Annotated in this window: 21 protein-coding genes; 12 read left to right on the plus strand and 9 right to left on the minus strand. The window is 65.3% G+C overall.

The window, feature by feature from the left end; all coding sequences use genetic code 11:
* The 8 genes from rseP to rpsB form a co-directional block, all read right to left on the minus strand.
* Positions 1 to 1,353: a sigma E protease regulator RseP gene (rseP, locus tag PJW05_RS21180; RefSeq protein WP_271408915.1), complete on the minus strand. Its 1,353-nt coding sequence runs from the start codon at positions 1,351 to 1,353 to the stop codon at positions 1 to 3.
* Positions 1,354 to 1,394: 41 nt separating this feature from the next.
* A complete protein-coding gene (gene ispC, locus PJW05_RS21185) occupies positions 1,395 to 2,585 on the minus strand; it encodes a 1-deoxy-D-xylulose-5-phosphate reductoisomerase (protein ID WP_271408916.1) in 1,191 nt (396 codons plus the stop codon).
* A complete protein-coding gene (locus tag PJW05_RS21190; protein WP_271408917.1) occupies positions 2,582 to 3,397 on the minus strand; it encodes a phosphatidate cytidylyltransferase in 816 nt (271 codons plus the stop codon). The genes ispC and PJW05_RS21190 overlap by 4 nt, the downstream gene beginning before the upstream one ends.
* Complete coding sequence (uppS, locus tag PJW05_RS21195) at positions 3,391 to 4,152, minus strand: polyprenyl diphosphate synthase (RefSeq protein ID WP_271408918.1); 762 nt, start codon at positions 4,150 to 4,152, stop codon at positions 3,391 to 3,393. The genes PJW05_RS21190 and uppS overlap by 7 nt, the downstream gene beginning before the upstream one ends.
* Positions 4,153 to 4,166: 14 nt before the next feature.
* The gene (gene frr / locus PJW05_RS21200; protein WP_151136359.1) at positions 4,167 to 4,724 is read right to left on the minus strand and encodes a ribosome recycling factor; all 558 of its coding nucleotides are present in this window, start codon (positions 4,722 to 4,724) and stop codon (positions 4,167 to 4,169) included.
* A complete protein-coding gene (gene pyrH, locus PJW05_RS21205) occupies positions 4,721 to 5,464 on the minus strand; it encodes a UMP kinase (RefSeq protein WP_271408919.1) in 744 nt (247 codons plus the stop codon). Before pyrH ends, frr begins: the two co-directional genes overlap by 4 nt.
* Before the next feature lie 189 nt (positions 5,465 to 5,653).
* Positions 5,654 to 6,523 (minus strand): translation elongation factor Ts, encoded by an 870-nt coding sequence (gene tsf / locus PJW05_RS21210; protein WP_271408920.1) that lies wholly within the window; start codon positions 6,521 to 6,523, stop codon positions 5,654 to 5,656.
* Positions 6,524 to 6,650: 127 nt separating this feature from the next.
* Complete coding sequence (gene rpsB, locus PJW05_RS21215) at positions 6,651 to 7,391, minus strand: 30S ribosomal protein S2 (protein ID WP_271408921.1); 741 nt, start codon at positions 7,389 to 7,391, stop codon at positions 6,651 to 6,653.
* 265 nt (positions 7,392 to 7,656) lie between these two features.
* Between rpsB and map the strand changes: the two genes are divergently transcribed.
* From map to PJW05_RS21255, 8 genes are all read left to right on the plus strand, one after another.
* Positions 7,657 to 8,442 carry a type I methionyl aminopeptidase gene (gene map / locus PJW05_RS21220; protein WP_271408922.1) on the plus strand — a complete coding sequence of 262 codons (786 nt, stop codon included), beginning with the start codon at positions 7,657 to 7,659 and terminating at the stop codon, positions 8,440 to 8,442.
* Positions 8,443 to 8,467: 25 nt separating this feature from the next.
* Positions 8,468 to 11,170: a [protein-PII] uridylyltransferase gene (locus PJW05_RS21225; protein ID WP_271408923.1), complete on the plus strand. Its 2,703-nt coding sequence runs from the start codon at positions 8,468 to 8,470 to the stop codon at positions 11,168 to 11,170.
* Between the two features lie 74 nt (positions 11,171 to 11,244).
* Positions 11,245 to 12,441, plus strand: a complete 1,197-nt coding sequence (dapC, locus tag PJW05_RS21230) for a succinyldiaminopimelate transaminase (protein ID WP_271408924.1) — start codon at positions 11,245 to 11,247, stop codon at positions 12,439 to 12,441.
* Positions 12,442 to 12,461: 20 nt separating this feature from the next.
* Positions 12,462 to 12,809 carry an ArsC family reductase gene (locus tag PJW05_RS21235; RefSeq protein WP_271408925.1) on the plus strand — a complete coding sequence of 116 codons (348 nt, stop codon included), beginning with the start codon at positions 12,462 to 12,464 and terminating at the stop codon, positions 12,807 to 12,809.
* A 2-nt stretch (positions 12,810 to 12,811) separates the two neighbouring features.
* On the plus strand, positions 12,812 to 13,435 hold the full coding sequence (locus PJW05_RS21240; protein ID WP_271408926.1) for a LysE family translocator: 624 nt from the start codon (positions 12,812 to 12,814) through the stop codon (positions 13,433 to 13,435).
* 28 nt (positions 13,436 to 13,463) lie between these two features.
* A complete protein-coding gene (gene dapD / locus PJW05_RS21245) occupies positions 13,464 to 14,498 on the plus strand; it encodes a 2,3,4,5-tetrahydropyridine-2,6-dicarboxylate N-succinyltransferase (protein ID WP_271408927.1) in 1,035 nt (344 codons plus the stop codon).
* Positions 14,499 to 14,653: 155 nt separating this feature from the next.
* Positions 14,654 to 15,859 carry an aminotransferase class V-fold PLP-dependent enzyme gene (locus tag PJW05_RS21250; protein WP_271408928.1) on the plus strand — a complete coding sequence of 402 codons (1,206 nt, stop codon included), beginning with the start codon at positions 14,654 to 14,656 and terminating at the stop codon, positions 15,857 to 15,859.
* The gene (locus PJW05_RS21255) at positions 15,856 to 16,260 is read left to right on the plus strand and encodes a SufE family protein (protein WP_271408929.1); all 405 of its coding nucleotides are present in this window, start codon (positions 15,856 to 15,858) and stop codon (positions 16,258 to 16,260) included. The genes PJW05_RS21250 and PJW05_RS21255 overlap by 4 nt, the downstream gene beginning before the upstream one ends.
* Positions 16,261 to 16,317: 57 nt before the next feature.
* Here PJW05_RS21255 and tcdA read toward each other — a convergent pair whose 3' ends face one another.
* Positions 16,318 to 17,118, minus strand: a complete 801-nt coding sequence (gene tcdA / locus PJW05_RS21260; protein ID WP_271408930.1) for a tRNA cyclic N6-threonylcarbamoyladenosine(37) synthase TcdA — start codon at positions 17,116 to 17,118, stop codon at positions 16,318 to 16,320.
* Between the two features lie 152 nt (positions 17,119 to 17,270).
* Here tcdA and PJW05_RS21265 point away from each other — a divergent pair, with 152 nt between their 5' ends.
* The 4 genes from PJW05_RS21265 to PJW05_RS21280 all read left to right on the plus strand — a co-directional run bounded on the left by PJW05_RS21265 (position 17,271) and on the right by PJW05_RS21280 (position 23,316).
* Positions 17,271 to 18,422 (plus strand): iron-containing alcohol dehydrogenase, encoded by a 1,152-nt coding sequence (locus PJW05_RS21265; RefSeq protein ID WP_271408931.1) that lies wholly within the window; start codon positions 17,271 to 17,273, stop codon positions 18,420 to 18,422.
* 260 nt (positions 18,423 to 18,682) lie between these two features.
* Positions 18,683 to 21,277 (plus strand): glycosyltransferase, encoded by a 2,595-nt coding sequence (locus tag PJW05_RS21270; RefSeq protein ID WP_271408932.1) that lies wholly within the window; start codon positions 18,683 to 18,685, stop codon positions 21,275 to 21,277.
* Positions 21,278 to 21,370: 93 nt separating this feature from the next.
* The gene (dapE, locus tag PJW05_RS21275; protein WP_271408933.1) at positions 21,371 to 22,513 is read left to right on the plus strand and encodes a succinyl-diaminopimelate desuccinylase; all 1,143 of its coding nucleotides are present in this window, start codon (positions 21,371 to 21,373) and stop codon (positions 22,511 to 22,513) included.
* Entirely contained in the window at positions 22,510 to 23,316 is an 807-nt protein-coding gene (locus tag PJW05_RS21280) for a putative RNA methyltransferase (protein ID WP_271408934.1), read from the plus strand. The genes dapE and PJW05_RS21280 overlap by 4 nt, the downstream gene beginning before the upstream one ends.
* Position 23,317: the final 1 nt, after the last annotated feature.

Consider the following 23,317-nt stretch of genomic DNA (forward strand, 5'->3'; position numbering starts at 1 on the left):
TTACAGACGGCTCAGATCATTTACCAGGGCGAGCAACATCACCCCCACGACTAGACTGATACCGATCTGCACCCCCCACGCCTGCACCCGCTCTGACAATGGGCGGCCTCGCGCCAATTCGATCAGGTAGAACAGCAGGTGCCCCCCGTCCAGGACGGGGATTGGCAACAGATTGAGAACCCCCAGGCTTATGCTCAGATAGGCGAGGAAGTTGAGAAAATCCCCCACCCCGGACTGGGCCGAAGCGCCCGCCACTTTAGCAATGGTTATCGGCCCGCTCAAGTTTTTTACCGAGAGCTCGCCAAGCAACATTTTCTTTAGGGAATCCAGAGTTAGCAGGCTCATGGACCAGGTCCTGGCCGCTGCCTCGGTCACGGCGTCGAGCGGGCCGAAGCTGACTTCCCGAAGCATTTCCGCCGGCCATTCGACACCTTTCACTCCGGCTCCCAGATAGCCACTGCGGGCCTCGCCTTCGCCTCGTGAAGCCAGAGTCAGTTGAACGTCGCGGGACTGGCCTTCGCGTTCGACGCTCAGCGTAATGCGCTCGGCGGGATGCTTGCGCACCCGCTCCACCAACTGCTGCCAGTCATCCAGCGGCTGGCCGTCCAGGGCCAGGAGGCGGTCACCCACCTTGAGCCCGGCAGCCTGGGCCGGGCCTTTCGGATCCAGCTCGGCAAGGATCGGCGGGATCGCCGGACGCCACGGCAGGATACCCAGGGCACCGATCGGATCGGGCTCATCGGCCCCCTTGAGCCAGGCGTTCAGCTGCAGTTCACGGAATCGCTCGGTCGATGCACCAGCCTCGCGCACGCCGACCTGGAGCGTGCCGCTTTCACCCAGGCGACGCACCAGTTGCAGGTTGACCTGGGACCAGCCACTGACGGCCTTGCCGTCCACCGAAACGATTTCCTCCCCCGCTTCGAGCCCTGCACGCGCGGCAATGCTGTCGGGCGCCACGCTGCCGATGACCGGGCGCACCTGCTGGCTGCCGAGCATGGCCAGCACCCAGAAGAACAGCAAGGCAAGGAGGAAGTTGGCGACGGGGCCTGCCGCCACAATGGCGATACGCTGCCCGACCGGCTTGCGGTTGAAGGACTGCTCGAGCAACTCCGCGGGCACTTCCGCCTCGCGCTCATCCAGCATCTTCACATAGCCGCCGAGGGGAATGGCGGCGACGACGAATTCGGTGCCATGACGATCATGCCAGCGGAACAGTGGCGTACCGAACCCCACGGAAAAGCGCAGGACCTTGACCCCGCAGCGCCTGGCCACCCAGAAGTGGCCGAATTCGTGGAAAGTCACCAACACCCCGAGCGCGATCAGGGTGCCAATAATCATGTACAGAGCGCTCATCGGTTACCTCCGGAGCTGGCGGACCGCCTGGAAATGGCTCGCTACCGCCCTTGACGGACCAACCACTGCTGCGCCGCCGCCCGGGCTCGGGCGTCCGCCTGCAGCACGGAGTCCAGCGTTTCGACTGCCGTCGCCGCTTCGCGGTTCAGCACTTCGTCGATGATACTCGCGATCTCGGTGAAGCGGATGCGCCCCTCCAGGAACGCCGCCACAGCCACTTCGTTCGCGGCATTGAGCATGGCCGGCCCACTGCCGCCCTCCTCCGCCGCCTGGCGTGCCAGGCGCAGGCAGGGGAAACGCTCTTCGTCCGGGGCCTGGAAGTCCAGGCGCGCCAAGGCAAACAGATCAAGCGGCACAACACCGGAGTCGATGCGCTCCGGCCAGGCCAGCGCATGGGCGATGGGCGTACGCATGTCGGGATTGCCGAGCTGAGCCAATACCGACCCGTCGACGTAGTCCACCAGGGAATGGATCACGCTTTGCGGGTGAATCACCACTTCCACCTGGGCCGGGCGCGCATCGAACAGCCAGCAGGCCTCGATCAGCTCCAGCCCCTTATTCATCATGCTGGCCGAATCGACGGATATCTTGCGCCCCATGGACCAGTTGGGGTGCGCACAGGCCTGCTCGGGCGAAACTTCCGACAGCCGGCTCAGCGGCATCTCGCGGAATGGTCCACCAGACGCCGTCAGCAGGATGCGGCGCACGCCCACGGGCGTCAGGCCCCGCGCATAGTCCTGCGGCAGGCACTGGAAGATCGCATTGTGCTCGCTGTCGATCGGCAGCAACACGGCTCCGCTCTTGCGCACCGCCTGCATGAACAGCGCGCCGGACATCACCAGCGCCTCCTTGTTGGCCAGCAGCACCCGCTTGCCCGCTTCCACCGCGGCAAGGGTCGGCTTGAGGCCTGCAGCGCCGACGATGGCGGCCATCACAGCATCCACCTGGGGGTGCGAAGCGACTTCGCACAACCCCTCTTCGCCGACCAGTACGCGAGTCTGCAAGCCAGCAGCCAGCAGACCACCCTGCAGGTACCGGGCCGCATCCGCGCCCGGCACCACGGCGAACTCAGGGCGATGGCGCAGGCACAGCGCCTCCAGCTCGCCCAGGCGGCTGAAGCCGCTGAGGGCGAAAACCCGATAACGATCGGGATGGCGAGCAATGACGTCCAGGGTGCTGAGGCCGATGGAGCCGGTGGCCCCCAGCACGGTAATGCGTTGCGGCTGGCTCACAGGGCACCCCAGCCAGCCGCCCAGAGCAGCGCGGCGAACAACGGAATGGCCGCCGTCAGGCTGTCGATACGGTCCAGCACGCCACCGTGGCCGGGCAGGAGGTTGCTGCTGTCCTTGATGCCTGACTGGCGCTTGAACATGCTTTCGGTCAAGTCGCCGACCACCGAGATCAGCACCACCAGCGCCGCACCGGCCAGGGCCAGCAGCAGCTCGGAACCGACCCAGCCACGGTAGAGCCCGACGCCGACAGTGATCAGCAAGCTGGCCAGCAGCCCCCCCAGCAGACCTTCCCAGCTTTTGCCGGGGCTGACGTGCGGCGCCAGCTTGCGCTTGCCAAAGGCCTTACCGGAGAAGTAGGCGCCGATATCGGCCGCCCAGACCAGTACCATCACAGCCAGGATCAGCCAATTTGCCAGCGGCCATTGCTTGAACAACACCAGGCCCTGCCAGGCCGGCAACAGGATCAACAGACCGATTACCAGCTTGCCGGGCGTGCCGCCCCAGTAGCGGCTGGTCTCCGGATAGCCCAGCACGAGGACGGTCGCCGCCCCCCACCAGAGTACGCCCAGCAACAGCACCAGCGGCGCCAGGGTCGGTACGGAATAGAGCCCGTAGAGCAATGCCGCCACGAGCACGCCATAGGCAATGCGCAAGGGTTGGGCGGAGAAACCCGCCAGGCGCGCCCACTCCCAGCCGCCGAGGCTTACCACGACGCCAATGAACAGGGCGAAGGCACCACCGTCCAGCCAGAAGAAGCCCGCCAGGGCGATGGGCAGCAGCACCAGGGCGGTGATGACGCGTTGTTTCAGCATTTGGCTCGGGCCTCGGCTTCTAGCTGCTCGCTGGTCTTTCCAAAGCGACGCTGGCGCTTGGCGAAGTCGGCCAGCGCCTTGCGCATGGCTTCGTGCTTGAAGTCAGGCCAGAAGAGATCGGAGAAATACAGCTCGGAATAGGCGAGCTGCCAAAGCAGGAAGTTGCTGATGCGATGCTCGCCACCGGTGCGAATGCACAGATCGGGCAACGGCAGGTCGCCGGTGACCAGGCAACTCTGCAGCAACTGCGGAGAAATATCGTCGACTTGCAGATGACCCGCCTGGACCTCACGCGCCAGGCGCTGGGCAGCCTGGGTGATGTCCCACTGGCCGCCGTAGTTGGCGGCGACCTGAAGGACGAACCGGCTATGTCCGGCGGTCAGTTGCTCGGCTTCGCGCATGGCGGCCTGCAGTTCCGGGTGGAAGCGCGAACGATCGCCGATGATGCGCAGCCGGATGTCGTTCTGGCTCAGGCGCCGGGCCTCGCGGCGCAGCGCCCCCAGAAACAACTCCATCAGGGCACTGACCTCGTCGGCCGGGCGCTGCCAGTTCTCACTGGAGAAGGCGAACAGGGTGAGCACCTCGACGCCGGCCTCGGCGCACACCTCGATCACTGCCCGAACCGCATCGACCCCGGCCTTGTGACCGGCGACACCAGGCAGCAGGCGCTTCTTCGCCCAGCGGTTGTTCCCATCCATGATGATCGCCACATGCCGTGGCACCGCCAGATTCACGCCTTGCTTGGTTTTGTCCATGACGATTCCTGACGTCAGACGGCCATCAGGTCTTTTTCTTTGGTTTCCAGAGCCTTGTCGACTTCGCCTACGAACTTGTCAGTCAGCTTCTGGACATCGTCAGCGGCACGACGCTCGTCGTCCTCACTGATTTCCTTTTCCTTGACCAGATCCTTCAGCTGCGCCAGGGCGTCGCGGCGGATGTTGCGCACGGCAACTCGGGCGTTCTCGGCCTCGGCACGCGCCTGCTTGGTGTAACCCTTGCGGGTTTCCTCGGTCAGGGCGGGCATCGGCACACGGATGGTGGTGCCGGCGGTGGCCGGGTTAAGGCCCAGGTCGGAGGTCATGATGGCCTTTTCCACAGCCTGGATCATGCTCTTGTCGAACACGGTGAGGGCCAGGGTACGGGAGTCCTCGGCCACCACGTTGGCAACCTGGCGCAGGGGGGTGTCGGCGCCATAGTAGGACACCATCACGCTGTCCAGGATGCTTGGATGGGCACGCCCGGTGCGGATCTTGGCGAAAGCATGATCCAGCGATTCCAGGGTTTTCTTCATGCGCTCCTGCGCTTCTTGCTTGATCTCGTTGATCACTGTTCGCCCTCCTCGATCAGGGTTCCTTCGGCGCCGCCGACCACGATGTTCAGCAGGGCACCCGGTTTATTCATATTGAAGACCCGCAATGGCATCTTCTGATCACGGCACAGACAGATGGCCGTGAGGTCCATGACCCCCAGCTTGCGATCCAGCACCTCGTCATAGGTCAGGTGCTCGAATTTCTCGGCATTAGGGTCCTTGAACGGGTCGGCAGTGTACACGCCATCGACCTTGGTGGCTTTCAGCACCACGTCCGCATCCACTTCGATGGCGCGCAGGCAGGCAGCCGAATCGGTGGTGAAGAAGGGATTGCCAGTGCCGGCGGAGAAAATCACCACTTCGCCGGAACTCAGATGGCGCATGGCCTTGCGGCGGTCGTAATGGTCGGTCACGCCAACCATGGAAATGGCCGACATCACGATGGCGGGAATATTGGAGCGCTCCAGCGCGTCGCGCATGGCCAGGGCGTTCATCACGGTGGCCAGCATCCCCATATGGTCGCCGGTCACCCGATCCATGCCGGCAGCGCTCAAGGCCGCCCCGCGGAACAGGTTGCCGCCGCCGATCACCAGACCGACCTGGACGCCGATACCGACCAACTGACCGATTTCCAGCGCCATGCGATCGAGGACTTTCGGGTCGATGCCGAACTCCTCGGAACCCATCAGGGCCTCACCGCTGAGTTTGAGCAGAATGCGTTTGTAGCGAGGTTGGCGGCCACTCACCTGCTGAGCCATTGCGTATCTCTCCTGCGGCGCTATGTGAATTCGTGGGCCTTGCGACCCGATGTACCGGCGAGTCCTCAGACTGCGCGAACGGCGGTTGGTGCCCGCCGCCGGAAACCGCCCCGAATCGGTTCCCCAGTTTGACAAAGAGGCCGCGCGCGTGAGCGGGCAGCCTCTTGCGGGGCGACAGCCGGAGCCGTCTTACTGCTTGGTAGCGGCGACCTGGGCAGCTACTTCGGCAGCGAAGTCGACTTCGGCCTTCTCGATGCCTTCGCCTACTTCGTAGCGAACGAAGGAAACGATCTCGGCACCGGCCTTCTTGGCCAGGTCACCGACCTTGACTTCCGGATCCTTGACGAACGCCTGCTCGACCAGGCTGGCCTCGGCCAGGAACTTGGCGATACGGCCCTTGACCATGTTCTCGACGATGTTTTCCGGCTTGCCGGCGATCTTGTCGGCGTTCAGGGCCAGGAAGATTTCCTTTTCCTTGGCGATGGCTTCTTCGGAAACCTGGGAAGCGTTCAGGAACTGCGGGTTGCTGGCAGCAACGTGCATGGCGATGTCCTTGGCCAGCTCGGCGTTGCCGCCGTTCAGGCAGACAACCACGCCAATGCGGTGGCCGTGCAGGTAGGCGCCAACCACGTCACCCTCGACACGGGTCAGACGACGGATGTTGACGTTCTCACCGGTCTTGGCAACCAGGGCCAGGCGAGCTTCTTCGCGGGACTCGACCAGCGGAGCAGCGTCGGTCAGCTTCTCGTTGAAAGCCTGTTCCAGGGAAGCGGCGACGAAGCCTTTGAAGTCGTCCTGCAGAGCCAGGAAGTCGGTCTGGGAGTTGACTTCGATAATGACGGCGGCCTTGTTGTCGGCTGCGACCTTGACGGCGATGGCGCCCTCGGCGGCGATGTTGCCAGACTTCTTGGCGGCCTTGATGGCGCCAGCGGCGCGCATGTCGTCGATGGCCTTTTCGATGTCGCCGTCGGCGGCGGTCAGGGCCTTCTTGCAATCCATCATGCCCAGGCCGGTACGCTCGCGCAGTTCTTTAACCAGGGCTGCAGTAATCTCTGCCATGTCGCAATCCTCTTGAATAGGTTTTCAACCATTCAGCCCGGCGAACCGGGCATTCATAATTCGGAGGTGGCAAAAAGGGGGCCTAGCCCCCTTCTTGCGCACCGGGTAACGCTAGACGGCTGTCAACTCAGCCTTCTGCGGCCTCGGAAGCGGCCTCTTCGACGAACTCGTCAGGACCGCCGACGGCATTCTGACGACCGCGGATTACAGCATCAGCAACGCTGGCCAGGTACAGCTGAACGGCGCGGATGGCGTCGTCGTTGCCCGGAATGACGTAGTCAACGCCTTCGGGGCTGCTGTTGGTATCGACAACGCCGATGACCGGGATGCCCAGCTTGTTGGCTTCGCTGATGGCGATGCGCTCGTGGTCGACGTCGATCACGAACAGAGCGTCCGGCAGGCCGCCCATGTCCTTGATGCCGCCCAGGCTGCGCTCGAGCTTCTCGAGGTCGCGGGTGCGCATCAGGGCTTCTTTCTTGGTCAGCTTGGCGAAGGTGCCGTCCTGGGACTGGGTTTCCAGATCGCGCAGACGCTTGATGGACTGGCGAATGGTCTTGTAGTTGGTCAGCATGCCGCCCAGCCAGCGGTGATCGACGTACGGGGAGCCGCAACGAGCAGCTTCTTCGCGAACGATCTTGCCAGCGGAACGCTTGGTGCCGACGAACAGAACCTTGTTCTTGCCTGCAGCCAGCTTCTCAACGAAGGACAGGGCCTCGTTGAACATCGGCAGGGTCTTTTCCAGGTTGATGATGTGGATCTTGTTACGCGCGCCGAAAATGTACTTGCCCATTTTCGGGTTCCAGTAACGGGTCTGGTGGCCGAAGTGCACACCGGCCTTCAGCATGTCGCGCATATTGACTTGGGACATTTCTATTCCTCGATAAGTCGGGTTAGGCCTCCACGCATCCCAATATCCAACCCTTTCGGGCACCCAGGAGATCGTGTCGATACGTGTGTGGGTTTAGGCTTTGCGGACGGCACGCCCTCAAAGCGGCGCGTTTTATAGCACAAAAAGCGGGACAGAGCTACTGGATCGATACGCCGCGAAAACGCTCCGCTCCGCCCTGGCGCTTATGGCTTGCGGCTTGAAGCTGTTAATATCAGGCCTTTTCCGTTTGCGCCCGAGACCGAATATGACCGCCACCATCAAGACGCCCGCCGAAATCGAGAAAATGCGCGTTGCCGGCCGCCTGGCCGCCGAAGTGCTGGAGATGATCGGCGAGCATGTCAAACCCGGCGTGACCACCGAGGAGCTGGACCGCATCTGCCACGACTACATCGTCAATGTGCAGCAGGCCATCCCGGCCCCCCTGAACTACAAGGGCTTCCCCAAGTCCATCTGCACCTCGGTCAACCACGTGGTGTGCCACGGCATCCCCAACGAGAAGCCGCTGAAGGATGGTGACATCGTCAATATCGACGTCACGGTCATCAAGGACGGTTACCACGGCGACACCAGCAAGATGTTCCTGGTCGGCAAGGCGCCGGAATGGGCCGAAAAGCTCTGCCGGGTTACCCAGGAGTGCATGTACAAGGGCATCCAGCTGGTCAAGCCGGGCGCGCGCCTGGGCGATATCGGCGAAGTCATCCAGAAGCACGCCGAGAAGCTGGGCTACTCGGTGGTGCGCGAATACTGCGGCCACGGCATCGGCGCGGTGTTCCACGAGGAGCCCCAGGTCCTGCACTACGGCCGCGCCGGCACCGGCATGGAACTGAAGGAAGGCATGACCTTCACCATCGAGCCGATGATCAACCAGGGCCGTCCGGAAACCCGCCTGCTGGGCGACGGCTGGACCGCCATCACCAAGGACCGCAAGCTCTCCGCCCAATGGGAGCACACCGTCCTGGTGACCGCCGACGGCTACGAGATCCTCACCTTGCGCGGCGACGACACCCTGCCCCGCACCTCGTCCCTGTAACGGCCTATATAAGGAAAGCAGCCCCATGCCGCAGGTGGATCCCGAGTTGTTCGACCGCGGGCAGTTCCAGGCGGAACTGGCCTTGAAGTCCAGCCCAATCGCTGCCTTCAAGAAGGCCATTCGCCAGGCCCGCGACGTGCTCGACAACCGCTTCGCCAGCGGCCGCGATATCCGCCGACTGGTGGAGGACCGCGCCTGGTTCGTCGACCAGATCCTGCGTGCGGCCTGGGAACGCTTCGGCTGGAGCGAAGACGCCGACATCGCCTTGCTGGCAGTGGGCGGCTACGGGCGCGGCGAGCTGCACCCCTATTCCGACATCGACCTGCTGATCCTGCTGGACAGCGCCGACCACGAAGTCTTCCGCGAACCCATCGAGGGTTTCCTCACCCTGCTCTGGGATATCGGCCTGGAAGTCGGCCAGAGCGTGCGCTCGGTGGCCGAGTGCGCCGAAGAGGCCCGCGCCGACCTGACGGTGATCACCAACCTGATGGAAAGCCGCACCGTCGCCGGCCCCGAACACCTGCGCCAACGCATGTTGGAAGTGACCAGCCCGGAGCAGATGTGGCCGAGCAAGCACTTCTTCCTGGCCAAGCGCACCGAACAGAAGGCGCGCCACGCCAAGTACAACGACACCGAGTACAACCTGGAGCCCAATGTGAAGGGTTCGCCAGGCGGCCTGCGGGATATCCAGACCATTCTCTGGGTGGCCCGCCGCCAGTTCGGCAGCCTCAATCTTCACGGCCTGGTGCAGCAGGGCTTCCTGGTGGAAAGCGAGTGCAGCATGCTGGCCTCCAGCCAGGAATTCCTCTGGAAAGTGCGCTACGCGCTGCACATGCTCGCCGGCCGCGCCGAAGACCGTCTGCTGTTCGACCACCAGCGCAAGATCGCCACCCTGCTCGGCTTCGAGGACGGCGACGGCAAGCTCGGCATCGAGCGCTTCATGCAGAAGTACTACCGCGTGGTGATGGGCGTTTCCGAACTCAGCGACCTGATCAACCAGCACTTCGAGGAAGTCATCCTGCGGGCGGGCGAAACCGGCCAGGCGCAGCCGCTGAACAGCCGCTTCCAGTTGCGCGACGGCTATATCGAAGTCACCCACCCCAACGTTTTCAAACGCACCCCCTTCGCCATGCTGGAAATCTTCGTGCTGATGGCCCAGCACCCGGAGATCAAGGGTGTGCGCGCCGACACCATCCGCCTGCTGCGCGACAGCCGCCACCTGATCGACGACGACTTCCGCAAGGACATCCGCAACACCAGCCTGTTCATCGAGCTGTTCAAGTCGGCCCAGGGCATCCACCGCAACCTGCGGCGGATGAACCGCTACGGCATCCTCGGCCGCTACCTGCCGGAGTTCGGCCAGATCATCGGGCAAATGCAGCACGACCTGTTCCACATCTACACGGTGGACGCCCACACCCTCAACCTGATCAAGCACCTGCGCAAGCTGAAGTGGCCGGAGCTGGCGGAAAAATTCCCCCTGGCCAGCAAGCTCATGGACAAGCTGCCCAAGCCGGAGCTGATCTACCTCGCCGGCCTCTACCACGACATCGGCAAGGGCCGGGGTGGCGACCACTCCGAGCTGGGTGCGGTAGACGCCGAGATTTTTTGTGCCCGCCACCAGTTGCCGGCCTGGGACTCACGCCTGGTGGCCTGGCTGGTGCAGCACCACCTGGTGATGTCCACCACCGCCCAGCGCAAGGACCTCTCCGACCCGCAGGTGATCTACGATTTCGCCCGCCTGGTGGGTGACCAGACCCGTCTGGACTACCTCTATGTGCTCACCGTGGCCGACATCAACGCCACCAACCCGAGCCTGTGGAACTCCTGGCGCGCCAGCCTGCTGCGCCAGCTCTACACCGAGACCAAGCGCGCCCTGCGCCGTGGCCTGGAAAATCCGCTGGACCGCGAGGAGCAGATCCGCCAGACCCAGACCGCCGCCATCGACATCTTGGTGCGCAGCGGCATCGACCAGGACGAGGCCGAACAGCTCTGGTCGCAACTGGGCGACGACTATTTCCTGCGCCACACCGCCAACGACGTGGCCTGGCATACCGAGGCCATCCTCCAGCACCCCGCCGGCAACGACCCGCTGGTGCTGATAAAGGAAACCGCCCAGCGCGAGTTCGAGGGCGCCACCCAGATCTTCATCTACGCCCCCGACCAACACGACTTCTTCGCCGTGACGGTGGCCGCCATGAGCCAGCTCAACCTGAACATCCACGATGCGCGGATTCTCACCTCCACCAGCCAGTTCACCCTCGACACCTACATCGTGCTCGACGCCGACGGCGGGCGGATCGGCGATAACCCCGCGCGCATTCGTGAGATCCGCGAAGGCCTGATCGACACCCTGAAGAACCCGGACGAATACCCGGCCATCATCCAGCGCCGCGTACCGCGACAGCTCAAGCATTTCGCCTTCCCGCCGCGGGTGACTATCTCCAACGACGCCCAGCGCCCAGTGACCATCCTCGAACTGACCGCCCCCGACCGCCCCGGTCTGCTGGCGCGCATCGGCCGCATCTTCCTGGAGTTCGACCTGTCGCTGCAGAACGCCAAGATCGCCACCCTCGGCGAGCGGGTGGAAGACGTGTTCTTCGTCACCGACGCCAACAACCAGCCGCTTTCCGATCCCCAGCTCTGCCAGCGGCTGCAGGAGGCCATCATCTCCCAGCTGTCCCAGGCCAACGGACAGAACCTGGATACCACACGAATAAGCATCTGATCCCGTAGGGTGCAATAAGGCCGCAGGCCGGATTGCACCGTTCCACCCACGAGCTCCCTGTTGACGCCCTACACATGAACGACGCCCTGAACCAGTTGCAGCCCTACCCCTTCGAGAAACTCCGCGCTCTGCTGGCCGGTGCCCAGCCGCCGGCGGAAAAGAAGGCCATCGCCCTGTCCATCGGCGAGCCCAAGCACCGCTCCCCGGCCTTCGTCGCCGAAGCCCTGGCGGCCAACCTCGAACAACTGGCGGTCTATCCGACTACCCTGGGCATCCCCGCCCTGCGCGAGGCCATCGCCCACTGGTGCGAGCGCCGCTTCAAGGTCCCGGCCGGCTGGCTCGACGCCGCCCGTCACGTCCTGCCGGTGAACGGTACCCGCGAGGCGCTGTTCGCCTTCACCCAGGCCGTGGTCAACCGCGCCGACAGTGGCCTGGTGGTCAGCCCCAACCCCTTCTACCAGATCTATGAAGGTGCGGCCCTGCTGGCCGGCGCCGAGCCGCACTACCTCCCGTGCCTGGCGGAAAACGGCTTCAACCCGGACTTCGACGCCGTTCCGGCAGCGGTCTGGCAGCGCTGCCAGATCCTCTTCCTCTGCTCCCCGGGCAACCCCACCGGCGCGCTGATCCCGCTGGAGACCCTGAAGAAGCTGATCGCCCTGGCCGACGAGCACGACTTCGTGATCGCCGCCGACGAGTGCTACAGCGAGCTCTATTTCGACGAGCAGAACCCGCCGGCCGGCCTGCTCACCGCCTGCGCCGAACTGGGCCGCAACGACTTCAAGCGCTGCGTGGTGTTCCACAGCCTGTCCAAGCGTTCCAACCTGCCGGGCCTGCGCTCCGGCTTCGTCGCCGGCGACGCCGACATTCTCAAGGCGTTCCTGCTCTACCGCACCTACCACGGCTGCGCCATGCCGGTGCAAACCCAACTGGCCAGCGTCGCCGCCTGGAACGACGAAGTGCACGTGCGCGCCAACCGCGCCCTGTACCGCGAGAAATTCGACGCCATGCTGGATATCCTCGGCCCGGTGCTGGACGTACAGCGGCCCGATGGCGGCTTCTACCTCTGGCCGAAGACCCCGGTGGACGACGAAACCTTCACCCGCGAACTGTTCGCCCGCGAGCACGTCACCGTGGTACCCGGCTCCTACCTGTCGCGCGCCGTCGACGGTTTCAATCCCGGCGCCGGCCGCGTACGCATGGCCCTGGTGGCCCCGCTGGCCGAGTGCGTCGAAGCCGGCGAACGCATCCGCGACTTCATCAAGGGACTGTGAGACTCGAAGGACACGTGAAAATGAGCATCACCCTTTACGGCATCAAGGCCTGCGACACCATGAAGAAAGCCCGCACCTGGCTCGAAGAGCACGATGTGGCCTACAGCTTCCATGACTACAAGGCGTCCGCCATCGACCGCGCCAGCCTGGAGAAATGGTGCGCCGAGCATGGTTGGGAGACCGTCCTGAACCGCGCCGGCACCACCTTCCGCAAGCTGGAGGATGCGCAGAAGGTCGACCTCGACCAGGACAAGGCCATTGCCCTGATGCTGGCCCAGCCGTCCATGATCAAGCGTCCGGTGCTGGATCTGGGCAACCGTACCCTGGTCGGCTTCAAGCCCGACATCTACGCCGCCGCGTTCAAGTAGCCATGGATATTGCCTGGGCACTGTTCATTCCGGCGTGCTTCGCGCTGAACCTGGCGCCGGGGCCGAACAATCTGCTGTCGCTGCACAATGCGGTGCGCCAGGGCGTTCGCCAGGCCTGCCTGGCCGGCACCGGCCGGCTGCTGGCCTTCGCCGGGATGATTGCCCTCGCCGCCTCCGGACTGGCCCTGGTGCTGCAGGCTTCGGCCACGCTGTTCCTGGCCATCAAGCTGCTGGGCGCCGGCTACCTGTTCTGGCTGGCCTTCCAGCTCTGGCGCGCGCCGGGCACTGGCTTCGCCGAACCGGGCGAAGGCGCGCGGCAGTCCCTGTGGAAGCTATCGCGCCAGGAGTTCTGGGTCGCCGCCGGCAACCCCAAGGCGATCCTGATCTTCACCGCCTTCCTGCCGCAGTTCGTCAATCCGCAGCAGGCGGTCGGCCCGCAGTTCCTGGCCCTGGGCATCACTTTCCTGGCCCTGGAATGGCTGGCCATCCTGCTCTATGCCCTGGCCGGGCTGCATCTCGGCCGTCTGCTCGCCGGGCCTCACGCCCGGCGCCTGTTCAACCGTGGCTGCGCCGCCCTGCTGGGCAGCGCGGGGCTGGGCCTGCTGCTCAGCCGTCGTCCCGCCTGATCAACCCTTTCACGCAAGAGGAATCCCCATGTCCAACGCACTCTTCAGCATCGCCTTCGGCGTCGGCACCCAGAACCGCCAGGGCAACTGGCTGGAAGTCTTCTACGCCCAGCCGCTGCTCAAACCGTCCGAGCAACTGGTGGCCGCCATCGCCCCGGTCCTCGGCTACAGCGCCGGCAACCAGGCCATCGCCATGAGCAATGCCCAGGCCACCCAGTTGGCCAGCGCGCTGAAGGACATCGACGCTGCCCAGGCCGCACTGCTGACCCGCCTGGCCGAGAGCCAGAAGCCGCTGGTGGCCACCCTGCTGGCCGAAGACGCCGCGCTGACCTCGACCCCCGAGGCCTACCTCAAGCTGCACCTTCTGTCCCACCGTCTGGCCAAGCCCCACGGCCTGAACCTGACCGGCATCTTCCCGTTGCTGCCGAATGTGGCCTGGACCAGCCAGGGCGCCATTGACCTGGCCGAACTGGCCGAGCGCCAGCTGGAAGCCCGCCTGAAGGGCGAGCTGCTGGAGGTCTTCTCCGTGGACAAGTTCCCGAAAATGACCGACTACGTGGTGCCGGCCGGCGTGCGCATCGCCGACACCGCCCGCGTGCGCCTGGGCGCCTATGTAGGTGAAGGCACCACCGTGATGCACGAAGGCTTCATCAACTTCAACGCCGGCACCGAAGGCCCGGGCATGATCGAAGGCCGCGTCTCGGCCGGCGTCTTCGTGGGCAAGGGCTCGGACCTCGGCGGTGGCTGCTCCACCATGGGCACCCTGTCCGGCGGCGGCAACATCGTCATCTCCGTGGGCGAAGGCTGCCTGATCGGCGCCAACGCTGGCATCGGCATCCCGCTGGGCGACCGCAACATCGTCGAAGCCGGCCTGTACATCACCGCTGGCACCAAGGTGGCCCTGCTGGACGACCAGAACCAACTGGTGAAAGTGGTCAAGGCCCGCGACCTGGCCGGCCAGCCTGACTTGCTGTTCCGCCGCAATTCACAGAACGGCGCCGTGGAGTGCAAGACCAACAAGACCGCAATCGAGCTGAATGAAGCCCTCCACGCGCACAACTGAAAAATTGGCCTGAAGCCGCTGCGCCAGGCCATGCTGTGTCGGGATCAGGCCCGGATGCTCGTTTACACTCAGTAGGATGTGCAGCCAGGCCTGTTCTCGTTCCAACCGGCCGTCACCCGCAGCGCTCCATCTTCCATTTTCGTGTGCCGCAAGCCATGTCCCTGACCTCCTCCTGGCGCTCCGACTTCCCCGCCCTTTCGGCCCTGGCGGCCGAGGGGCAGACCTACCTGGACAGCGCCGCCACCTCGCAAAAGCCCCAGGCCGTGCTGGACGCCCTGCTCGGCTACTACGCCAGCGGCGCAGCCAACGTACACCGTGCCCAGCACCTGCCCGCAGAGCGCGCGACCCGTGCCTTCGAAGCCTGCCGGACCCAGGCGGCGCACTGGCTGAATGCCGCGAGCCCGGCGGAAATCCTCTTCACCCGAGGCACCACCGAGGCCATCAACCTGCTGGCCTATGGCCTCGAGCACCTGTTCCAGCCCGGTGACGAAATCGTCATCAGCGCCCTGGAACACCACGCCAACCTGCTGCCCTGGCAGCAACTGGCCCTACGCAAGCAGCTCAAGCTGGTGGTGCTGCCGCTGGACCGGAGCGGCCTGGTCGACCTGGAGCAGGCGCGTCGGCTGATTGGGCCACGTACCCGGCTGCTGGCGGTGAGCCAGCTGTCCAATGTGCTCGGCCGCTGGCAGCCGCTGACCGACTTGCTGCCCCTGGCCCGTACCCAAGGCGCCCTGACGGTGATCGACGGCGCCCAGGGCGCGGTGCATGGCCGCCATGACGTGCGCGCCCTGGGCTGCGACTTCTATACCTTCTCCAGCCACAAACTTTACGGGCCGGATGGCGTCGGTGTGCTCTATGGCCGCAGCGAGGCACTGAAGCAGCTGAAACATTGGCAATTCGGCGGGGAGATGGTCCACAGCGCCGACTACCAGAGCGCTGACTTCCACGGCGCGCCCCTGGGCTTCGAAGCCGGCACCCCGGCCATCGCCTCGGTGATCGGCCTGGGCGCGGCACTGGATTACCTGGACCACCTGGACGCCGCCGCCGTCGCCGGCCACGAGGCCGCCCTGCACGTCAAGCTGCTGGCCGGCCTCGGTGCGCGGGATGGCGTGCGTCTGCTGGGCGAGCCCCAACTGGCCCTGGCCAGCTTCACCGTAGAAGGTGTGCATAACGCCGACCTGGCGCACCTGCTCACCGAGCAGGGCATTGCCGTTCGCGCCGGCCATCATTGCGCCATGCCACTGATGCGGAGCCTCGGCGTACAGGGCGCGATCCGTGTCTCCCTGGGTTTCTACAACGACGGCGACGATCTGGAGCGCTTCTTCTGCGCCCTCGACAAGGCCCTGGAGTTGCTGCGATGAGCCTGCCGGAGAAGGCCCGCGAAGCGCTGGACACCTTTACCGCAGCCGGCGGCTGGGAACAGCGCGCACGCCTGCTGATGCAGTGGGGCGAACGGCTGGACGCCCTGAGCGACGCCGAACGCATCGATGACAACCGCGTTCACGGCTGCGAAAGCCAGGTCTGGCTGGTGGGCGAATGGCGGGACGCGCACTGGCACTTCCGCGCCGCCAGCGACGCCCGGCTGATTCGCGGCCTGCTGGCCGTGCTGCTGGCGCGGGTCGATGGCCTGCCCGGCGAAGAGCTGGCGGCAATCGACCTGGCCGACTGGTTCAATCAACTGGGGCTGGGCCGGCAGCTGTCGCCCTCGCGCAGCAACGGCCTGAATGCCGTACTCAAGAAAATGCGCGAGATGGCCGCGTAGGTTAACGCCAAGCAACAAAGCCCAACGACACGGTCGTGGGCGCCACTCCGCCACGATCTACGGCTTGCGCTCCGACGGACGCCTCGCCCCCGCCACCAACTTATCCACGATGCGCGCCGCCGCCACCATGCCGAAGGTGGCCGTGACCATCATCACCGCGCCGAAGCCGCCGGCGCAGTCCAGCTTCACACCCTCGCCGACGAAACTCTTCTGCTGGCACACCGAACCGTCCGGCTTCGGGTAGCGCAGCTGCTCGGTGGAGAACACACAGGGCACGCTATAGGTGCGGCCGGGCGTGCGGGAGAAGTTGTAGTCGCGGCGCAGCATGGAACGCACCTTGGCCGCCAGGGGGTCGTTGAAGGTCTTGTTCAGGTCGGCGACCTGGATCTGCGCCGGGTCCACCTGGCCGCCCGCACCACCGGTGGTGACGATCTGGATCTTGCGCCGCTTGCACCAGGCGATCAGCGCCGCCTTGGCCCCCACGCTGTCGATGCAGTCGATCACCGCGTCCAGTTCGGGGGTGATGTACTCGGCCATGGTTTCGCGGGTGACGAAATCCGCCACCGCATGCACCACACAGGCCGGGTTGATGGCGCGGATGCGCTCCGCCATCACCTCCACCTTGGCCTTGCCCACGGCGCCCTCCAGTGCGTGCACCTGGCGGTTGGTGTTGGTGATGCAGACATCGTCCAGGTCGAACAGGGAAATCTCCCCCACCCCGGAACGCGCCAGGGCTTCGGCCGCCCAGGAACCCACGCCGCCGATGCCGACCACCGCCACATGGGCCGCCTGCAGGCGCGCCAGCCCTTCCAGGCCATAAAGCCGGGCAATTCCGCCGAAACGTTCGTCTGTACTCATGCCGATCACTCCCATCGCCAACCTTCGGGCGGGCGCGCATTATAGGAAGCGCTATCCCCCGGCCCAAGTCCATTGCCGCTGAATGGCGCCCCATAGGTTCGCCCAGGGTCCACCGGGGCTATAGTCGGCCGATCACGACAAGGGAGCCGGTCATGCGCAACTTCTCCTTCTATAACCCCACCCGCATCCACTTCGGCGAGGGCCAGATCAGCAAGCTGGCGCGCGACGTACCGGCAGGCAGCCGGGTGCTGGTCACCCACGGCGGCGGCAGCATCTTCCAGAACGGCGTGTGGCAACAGGTGGAACAAGCCCTGGCCGACCACCAATTGACCCGTTTCGGCGGCATCGAGGCCAATCCGCAGTTCGACACCCTGGTCAAGGCCGCCGAGCGGGCGCGGGCCGAGCACTGCGATTTCATCGTCGCCGTCGGCGGCGGTTCGGTGATCGACGGCAGCAAGTTCGTCGCCGCCGCGGCCTGCTACGAGGGCGACCCGCTGGACCTGCTGCGTGGCACCCGCATCACCGCCGCCCTGCCCATGGGTTGCGTGCTGACCCTGGCCGCCACCGGTTCCGAGAGCAATCCCCATGGGGTGGTCACCCATGTCGCCCGCCAGGAAAAACTGCCCTTCTCCAGCGCCCTGCTCTACCCGCGCTTCGCCATCCTCGACCCGCGCACCACCTTCAGCCTGCCGCCCCGGCAGATCGGCAACGGCGTGGTGGACGCCTTCGTCCACACCATCGAGCAGTACCTGACCTACCCGGCCGACGCGCCGCTGCAGGACCGCTACGCCGAGGGCCTGTTGCTGACACTCATAGAGGAAGGCCCGAAGGCCCTGGCCACCCCCGAGGACTACGCGGTACGCGCCAACCTGATGTGGTGTGCCACCCAGGCCCTCAATGGCCTGCTCGGCTGCGGTGTGCCCCAGGACTGGTCGACCCACATGATCGGCCACGAATTGACCGCCCTCTACCACATCGACCACGCCCAGACCCTGGCCGTGGTACTGCCGGCGTTGCTCGCCGAGCGTCGCCAGGTCAAGCGCGAGAAGCTGCTGCAGTACGCTACCCGCGTCTGGGGCCTGAAGGAGGGCGACGAAGAGCAGCGCATCGACGCCGCCATCCAGGCCACCCGCGATTTCTTCAAGCGCATGGGGGTGCCCACCCGGCTGTCCGAGCACGGTCTGGACGCCGATGTGATCCCCCAGGTCCTGGCGCAGCTGGCGCGCCACGGCATGACCGCCTTGAGCGAACACCGCGACCTGGACCTGGACGCGAGCGAGCGAATCCTGCTGCGGGCCCTCTGAAGCCATCCGGGGACGATCCGAAGCGGTTTTCCCCACGCGGATAGAACTTCTGCCCCCTTCCGACACACAAATCCTCCGGCAGGGGACAGCCATCCGGCTTTCCTCGCTGGTCGCAATCTATACAGCTGTTGGGCGCCAGAGTAGGATTCGCGCCGACCAGCGAACCGCTGGCCCTACCCCAGGTTTCGTACGAAAAACGATCAACCGCGTATCGATCTCGTACGGCACCCAGTTCCACGATTCGGAACCCTTGGACCTCTATGCCATCGCGTAAATTTGGACTCAATCTGGTGGTCTTCGTGGCGGTCGCCGCGTTGTTCACCGGCATCTGGGCGCTCTACAACCGCCCGGTCACCGCGCCGGACTGGCCGGAACAGATCTCCGGCTACTCCTTCTCCCCCTTCCGCGCGGACCAGAATCCCCAGCAGAACCGTTACCCCAGCGACGCACAGATCCGCCAGGACCTCGAGCTGCTGAGCAAGCAGACCGACAACATCCGCACCTACTCGGTGGACGGCACCCTGGCCGACATTCCGCGCCTGGCCGAAGAGTTCGGCCTGCGCGTGACCCTGGGCGTGTGGATCAGTCCGGACGAAGAACGCAACGAGCGCGAAATCGCCAAGGCCATCGAAATCGCCAACGCCTCGCGTAGCGTGGTGCGCGTGGTGGTGGGCAACGAGGCGCTGTTCCGCCGCGAAATCAGCCGCAAGGACCTGATGGCCTACCTGGATCGCGTGCGCGCCGCCGTGAAGGTACCGGTGACCACCTCCGAGCAGTGGCACATCTGGATGAAGTACCCGGAACTGGCCAAGCACGTCGACCTGGTCGCGGCCCACGTGCTGCCGTACTGGGAATTCGTGCCGATGGAGGACTCCACCGAGTTCGTCCTGGAGCGCGCCAAGGACCTGAAGAAGGCCTTCCCGAAGAAGCCGCTGCTGCTGTCCGAGGTGGGCTGGCCGAGCAACGGCCGCATGCGCGGCGGTGCCGACGCTTCCCAGGCCGACCAGGCCATCTACCTGCGCACCCTGGTCAACGCCCTCAACGCCAAGGGCTACAACTATTTCGTGATCGAAGCCTTCGACCAACCGTGGAAGGCCAGTGACGAAGGCTCGGTCGGCGCCTACTGGGGTGTCTACAACCTCGACCGCCAGCCCAAGTTCGCTTTCGAAGGTCCGGTGATCGCCATTCCGCAGTGGCGCATCCTGGCGGTGGCCTCGGTGGTCATGGCCCTGCTCGCCCTCGCCCTGACGCTGATCGACGGCAGCGCCCTGCGCCAGCGCGGCCGTACCTTCCTGACCTTCGTCGCCTTCGCCGGGGGCTCCGCCCTGGTGTGGATCGCCTACGACTACAGCCAGCAGTACAGCACCTGGTTCAGCCTTACCGTCGGCCTGCTGCTGGGCATCGGTGCCCTCGGCGTGTTCATCGTGCTGCTCACCGAGGCCCACGAACTGGCCGAGGCGGTCTGGGTGCGCAAGCGCCGCCGTCCCTTCCTGCCGGTACTGGCCGATGCGGCCTACCGTCCCAAGGTGTCCGTGCACGTGCCCTGCTACAACGAGCCGCCGGAGATGGTCAAACAGACCCTCGACGCCCTGGCCAACCTCGATTACCCGGACTACGAAGTCCTGATCATCGACAACAACACCAAGGACCCCGCCGTCTGGGAACCGGTGCGCGACTACTGCGAGCAGTTGGGTCCGCGCTTCAGGTTCTTCCACGTCGCCCCGCTGGAAGGCTTCAAGGGCGGCGCGCTGAACTACATCCTGCCCCACACCGCGGCGGACGCCGAAGTGGTGGCGGTGATCGACTCCGACTACTGCGTCGACCGCAACTGGCTCAAGCACATGGTGCCGCACTTCGCCGATCCGGAGATCGCCGTGGTGCAATCGCCGCAGGATTACCGCGACGGCAACGAGAACGCCTTCAAGCGCCTCTGCTACGCGGAGTACAAGGGCTTCTTCCACATTGGCATGGTCACCCGCAACGACCGCAACGCCATCATCCAGCACGGCACCATGACCATGATCCGCCGCAGTGTGATGGACGAGCTGAAGTGGGCCGACTGGACCATCTGCGAGGACGCTGAACTGGGCCTGCGCGTGTTCAAGAGCGGCTACGCCGCCGCCTACGCGCACCAGAGCTTCGGCCGCGGCCTGATGCCGGACACCTTCATCGACTACAAGAAGCAGCGCTTCCGCTGGGCCTACGGCGCCATCCAGATCATGAAGGGCCACGCCCGCAGCCTGTTCCTGGGCAAGGACTCCAAGCTCAAGCACGGCCAGCGCTACCACTTCATCGCCGGCTGGCTGCCCTGGGTCGCCGACGGCCTGAACATCTTCTTCACCGTCGGTGCGCTGCTCTGGTCGGCGGCGATGATCATCGTGCCGCAACGGGTCGACCCGCCGCTGCTGATCTTCGCCATCCCGCCGCTGGCGCTGTTCTTCTTCAAGCTCGGCAAGATCGTGTTCCTCTACCGCCGCGCGGTCGGTGTGAACCTGAAAGACGCCTTCTGTGCGGCGGTGGCGGGGCTCGCGCTCTCGCACACCATCGCCAAGGCGGTGCTCTACGGCTTCTTCACCAAGAGCATCCCCTTCTTCCGCACGCCGAAGATGCGCAGCAACCACGGTCTGTTGATGGCCCTGGCCGAAGCCCGCGAAGAAGTCTTCATCATGCTCCTGCTGTGGGGCGCGGCCATCGGCATCGCCATCGTCCAGGGCATGCCCAGCCCGGATGTGAAATTCTGGGTGGCCACGCTGCTGGTGCAGTCGCTGCCCTATGTGGCATCGCTGATCATGGCCCTGCTCTCCTCCATGCCCAAAGGTCAGGAAGAGGAGCAGAACGAGGTCGCGACCGCCTGATTGGCGCACAACCCCTTAAACGGCGGCCAATGGCCGCCGTTCTTGTTTTAAGATGTCGCACTTTCACCCCCGCGCTGTGTTTCCGGAGTCCCCATGCCTGCCCTGTCCCCCACCCTCGAACTCGCCTGCGAGCTTATCCGCCGTCCCTCGATCACCCCGGTCGACGAAGGCTGCCAGGACCTGATGATGCGCCGCCTGGAGGCCCTGGGCTTCCGCATCGAGCGCATGCGCATCGAGGATGTGGAAAACTTCTGGGCCATCCGTGGCGGTGAGGGCCCGGTGCTCTGCTTTGCCGGCCATACCGATGTGGTGCCCACCGGCCCGGTGCAGGCCTGGCAGCACCAGCCGTTCGATGCCCTGATCGATGACCAGGGGATGCTCTGCGGCCGTGGCGCGGCGGACATGAAGGGCAGCCTGGCGGCCATGGTGGTGGCGGTGGAGCGCTTCGTCGCCGAGCACCCGAATCACCAGGGCGCCATCGCCTTCCTGATCACCAGTGACGAGGAGGGCCCGGCCCACCACGGCACCAAGGCGGTGGTCGAACGCCTGGCCGCGCGCGGTGAACGCCTGGACTGGTGCATCGTCGGCGAACCCTCGAGCACCAGCCTGGTGGGCGACGTGGTGAAGAACGGCCGCCGCGGCTCCCTCGGCGGCAAGCTGACGGTGCGCGGCGTACAGGGCCACGTGGCCTACCCGCACCTGGCGAAGAACCCGATCCACCTGGCGGCGCCGGCCCTGGCGGAACTGGCCGCCGAGCACTGGGATGACGGCAATGCCTTCTTCCCACCGACCAGCTTCCAGGTTTCCAACCTCAACTCCGGCACCGGCGCCACTAACGTGATCCCGGGAGAACTGGTGGCGGTATTCAACTTCCGCTTCTCCACCGAGTCCACGGTGGAAGGGCTGCAACGCCGAGTCGAAACGATCCTCGACAAGCACGGCCTGGACTACCACCTGGAATGGGCGCTGTCCGGCCTGCCCTTCCTCACCCAGCCGGGCGAACTGCTGGACGCGGTCTCCGCCAGCATCAAGGCCATCACCGGCCGCGATACCACCCCGTCCACCAGTGGCGGCACCTCCGACGGCCGTTTCATCGCCACCCTGGGCACCCAGGTGGTCGAACTGGGCCCGGTGAACGCCACCATCCACCAAGTGAATGAACGGGTGCTGGCCAGCGACCTCGACCTGCTGACCGACATTTACCAGCAGACCCTGGTCCGCCTGCTCGCCCAATGAAGCTCATCTGCCCCCTCTGCCAGGGCCCGCTGACCGCCAGCGACAAGGGTGTCACCTGCCCGGCCAACCACAGCTTCGATCGTGCCCGCCAGGGTTACTTCAACCTGCTGCCGGTGCAGCACAAGAAGAGCCGCGACCCGGGCGACAACGCCACCATGGTCGAAGCCCGCCGGCGATTCCTCGACGGCGGGCATTACGCGCCGCTGGCGTCGCGCCTGGCGGCGCTCGCGGCCGAGCGCGATCCCGAGCGCTGGCTGGATATCGGATGTGGCGAGGGTTACTACACCGGCCAACTGGCCATGGCGCTGCCGGCTACCGATGGCTACGCGCTGGATATCTCCCGCGAGGCGGTGAAGCGCGCCTGCCGCCGCGCCCCGCAACTGCACTGGATGGTGGCGAGCATGGCGCGGGTGCCCCTGGCCGATGCCAGTTGCGACCTGTTGGCCTCCGTCTTCAGCCCGCTGGACTGGCAGGAAGCCCTGCGCCTGTTGGCGCCCGGCGGCGGACTGCTGCGCATGGGGCCGACCCGCGATCACCTGCTGGAGCTGCGTGAAAAGCTCTATGACGAAGTGCGCGACTACGACGACCAGAAGCACCTGGCACAGATTCCGGCAGGCATGCGCCTGGCCCACAGCGAAACCCTGAGCTATCGCCTGAACCTGGCCGACGCCGAAGCGCGCGCCGACCTCCTGGCCATGACGCCCCACGGCTGGCGTGCCAATGCCGAACGCCGTGCTGCCGTGGTGGCCGATGCCTTCGATGTGACGGTGTCCATTCGCTACGATTGGATCGAGAAAGACTAGG

Origin of the sequence: Pseudomonas sp. Q1-7 (assembly GCF_028010285.1) — a bacterium.
Taxonomy (GTDB): domain Bacteria; phylum Pseudomonadota; class Gammaproteobacteria; order Pseudomonadales; family Pseudomonadaceae; genus Metapseudomonas.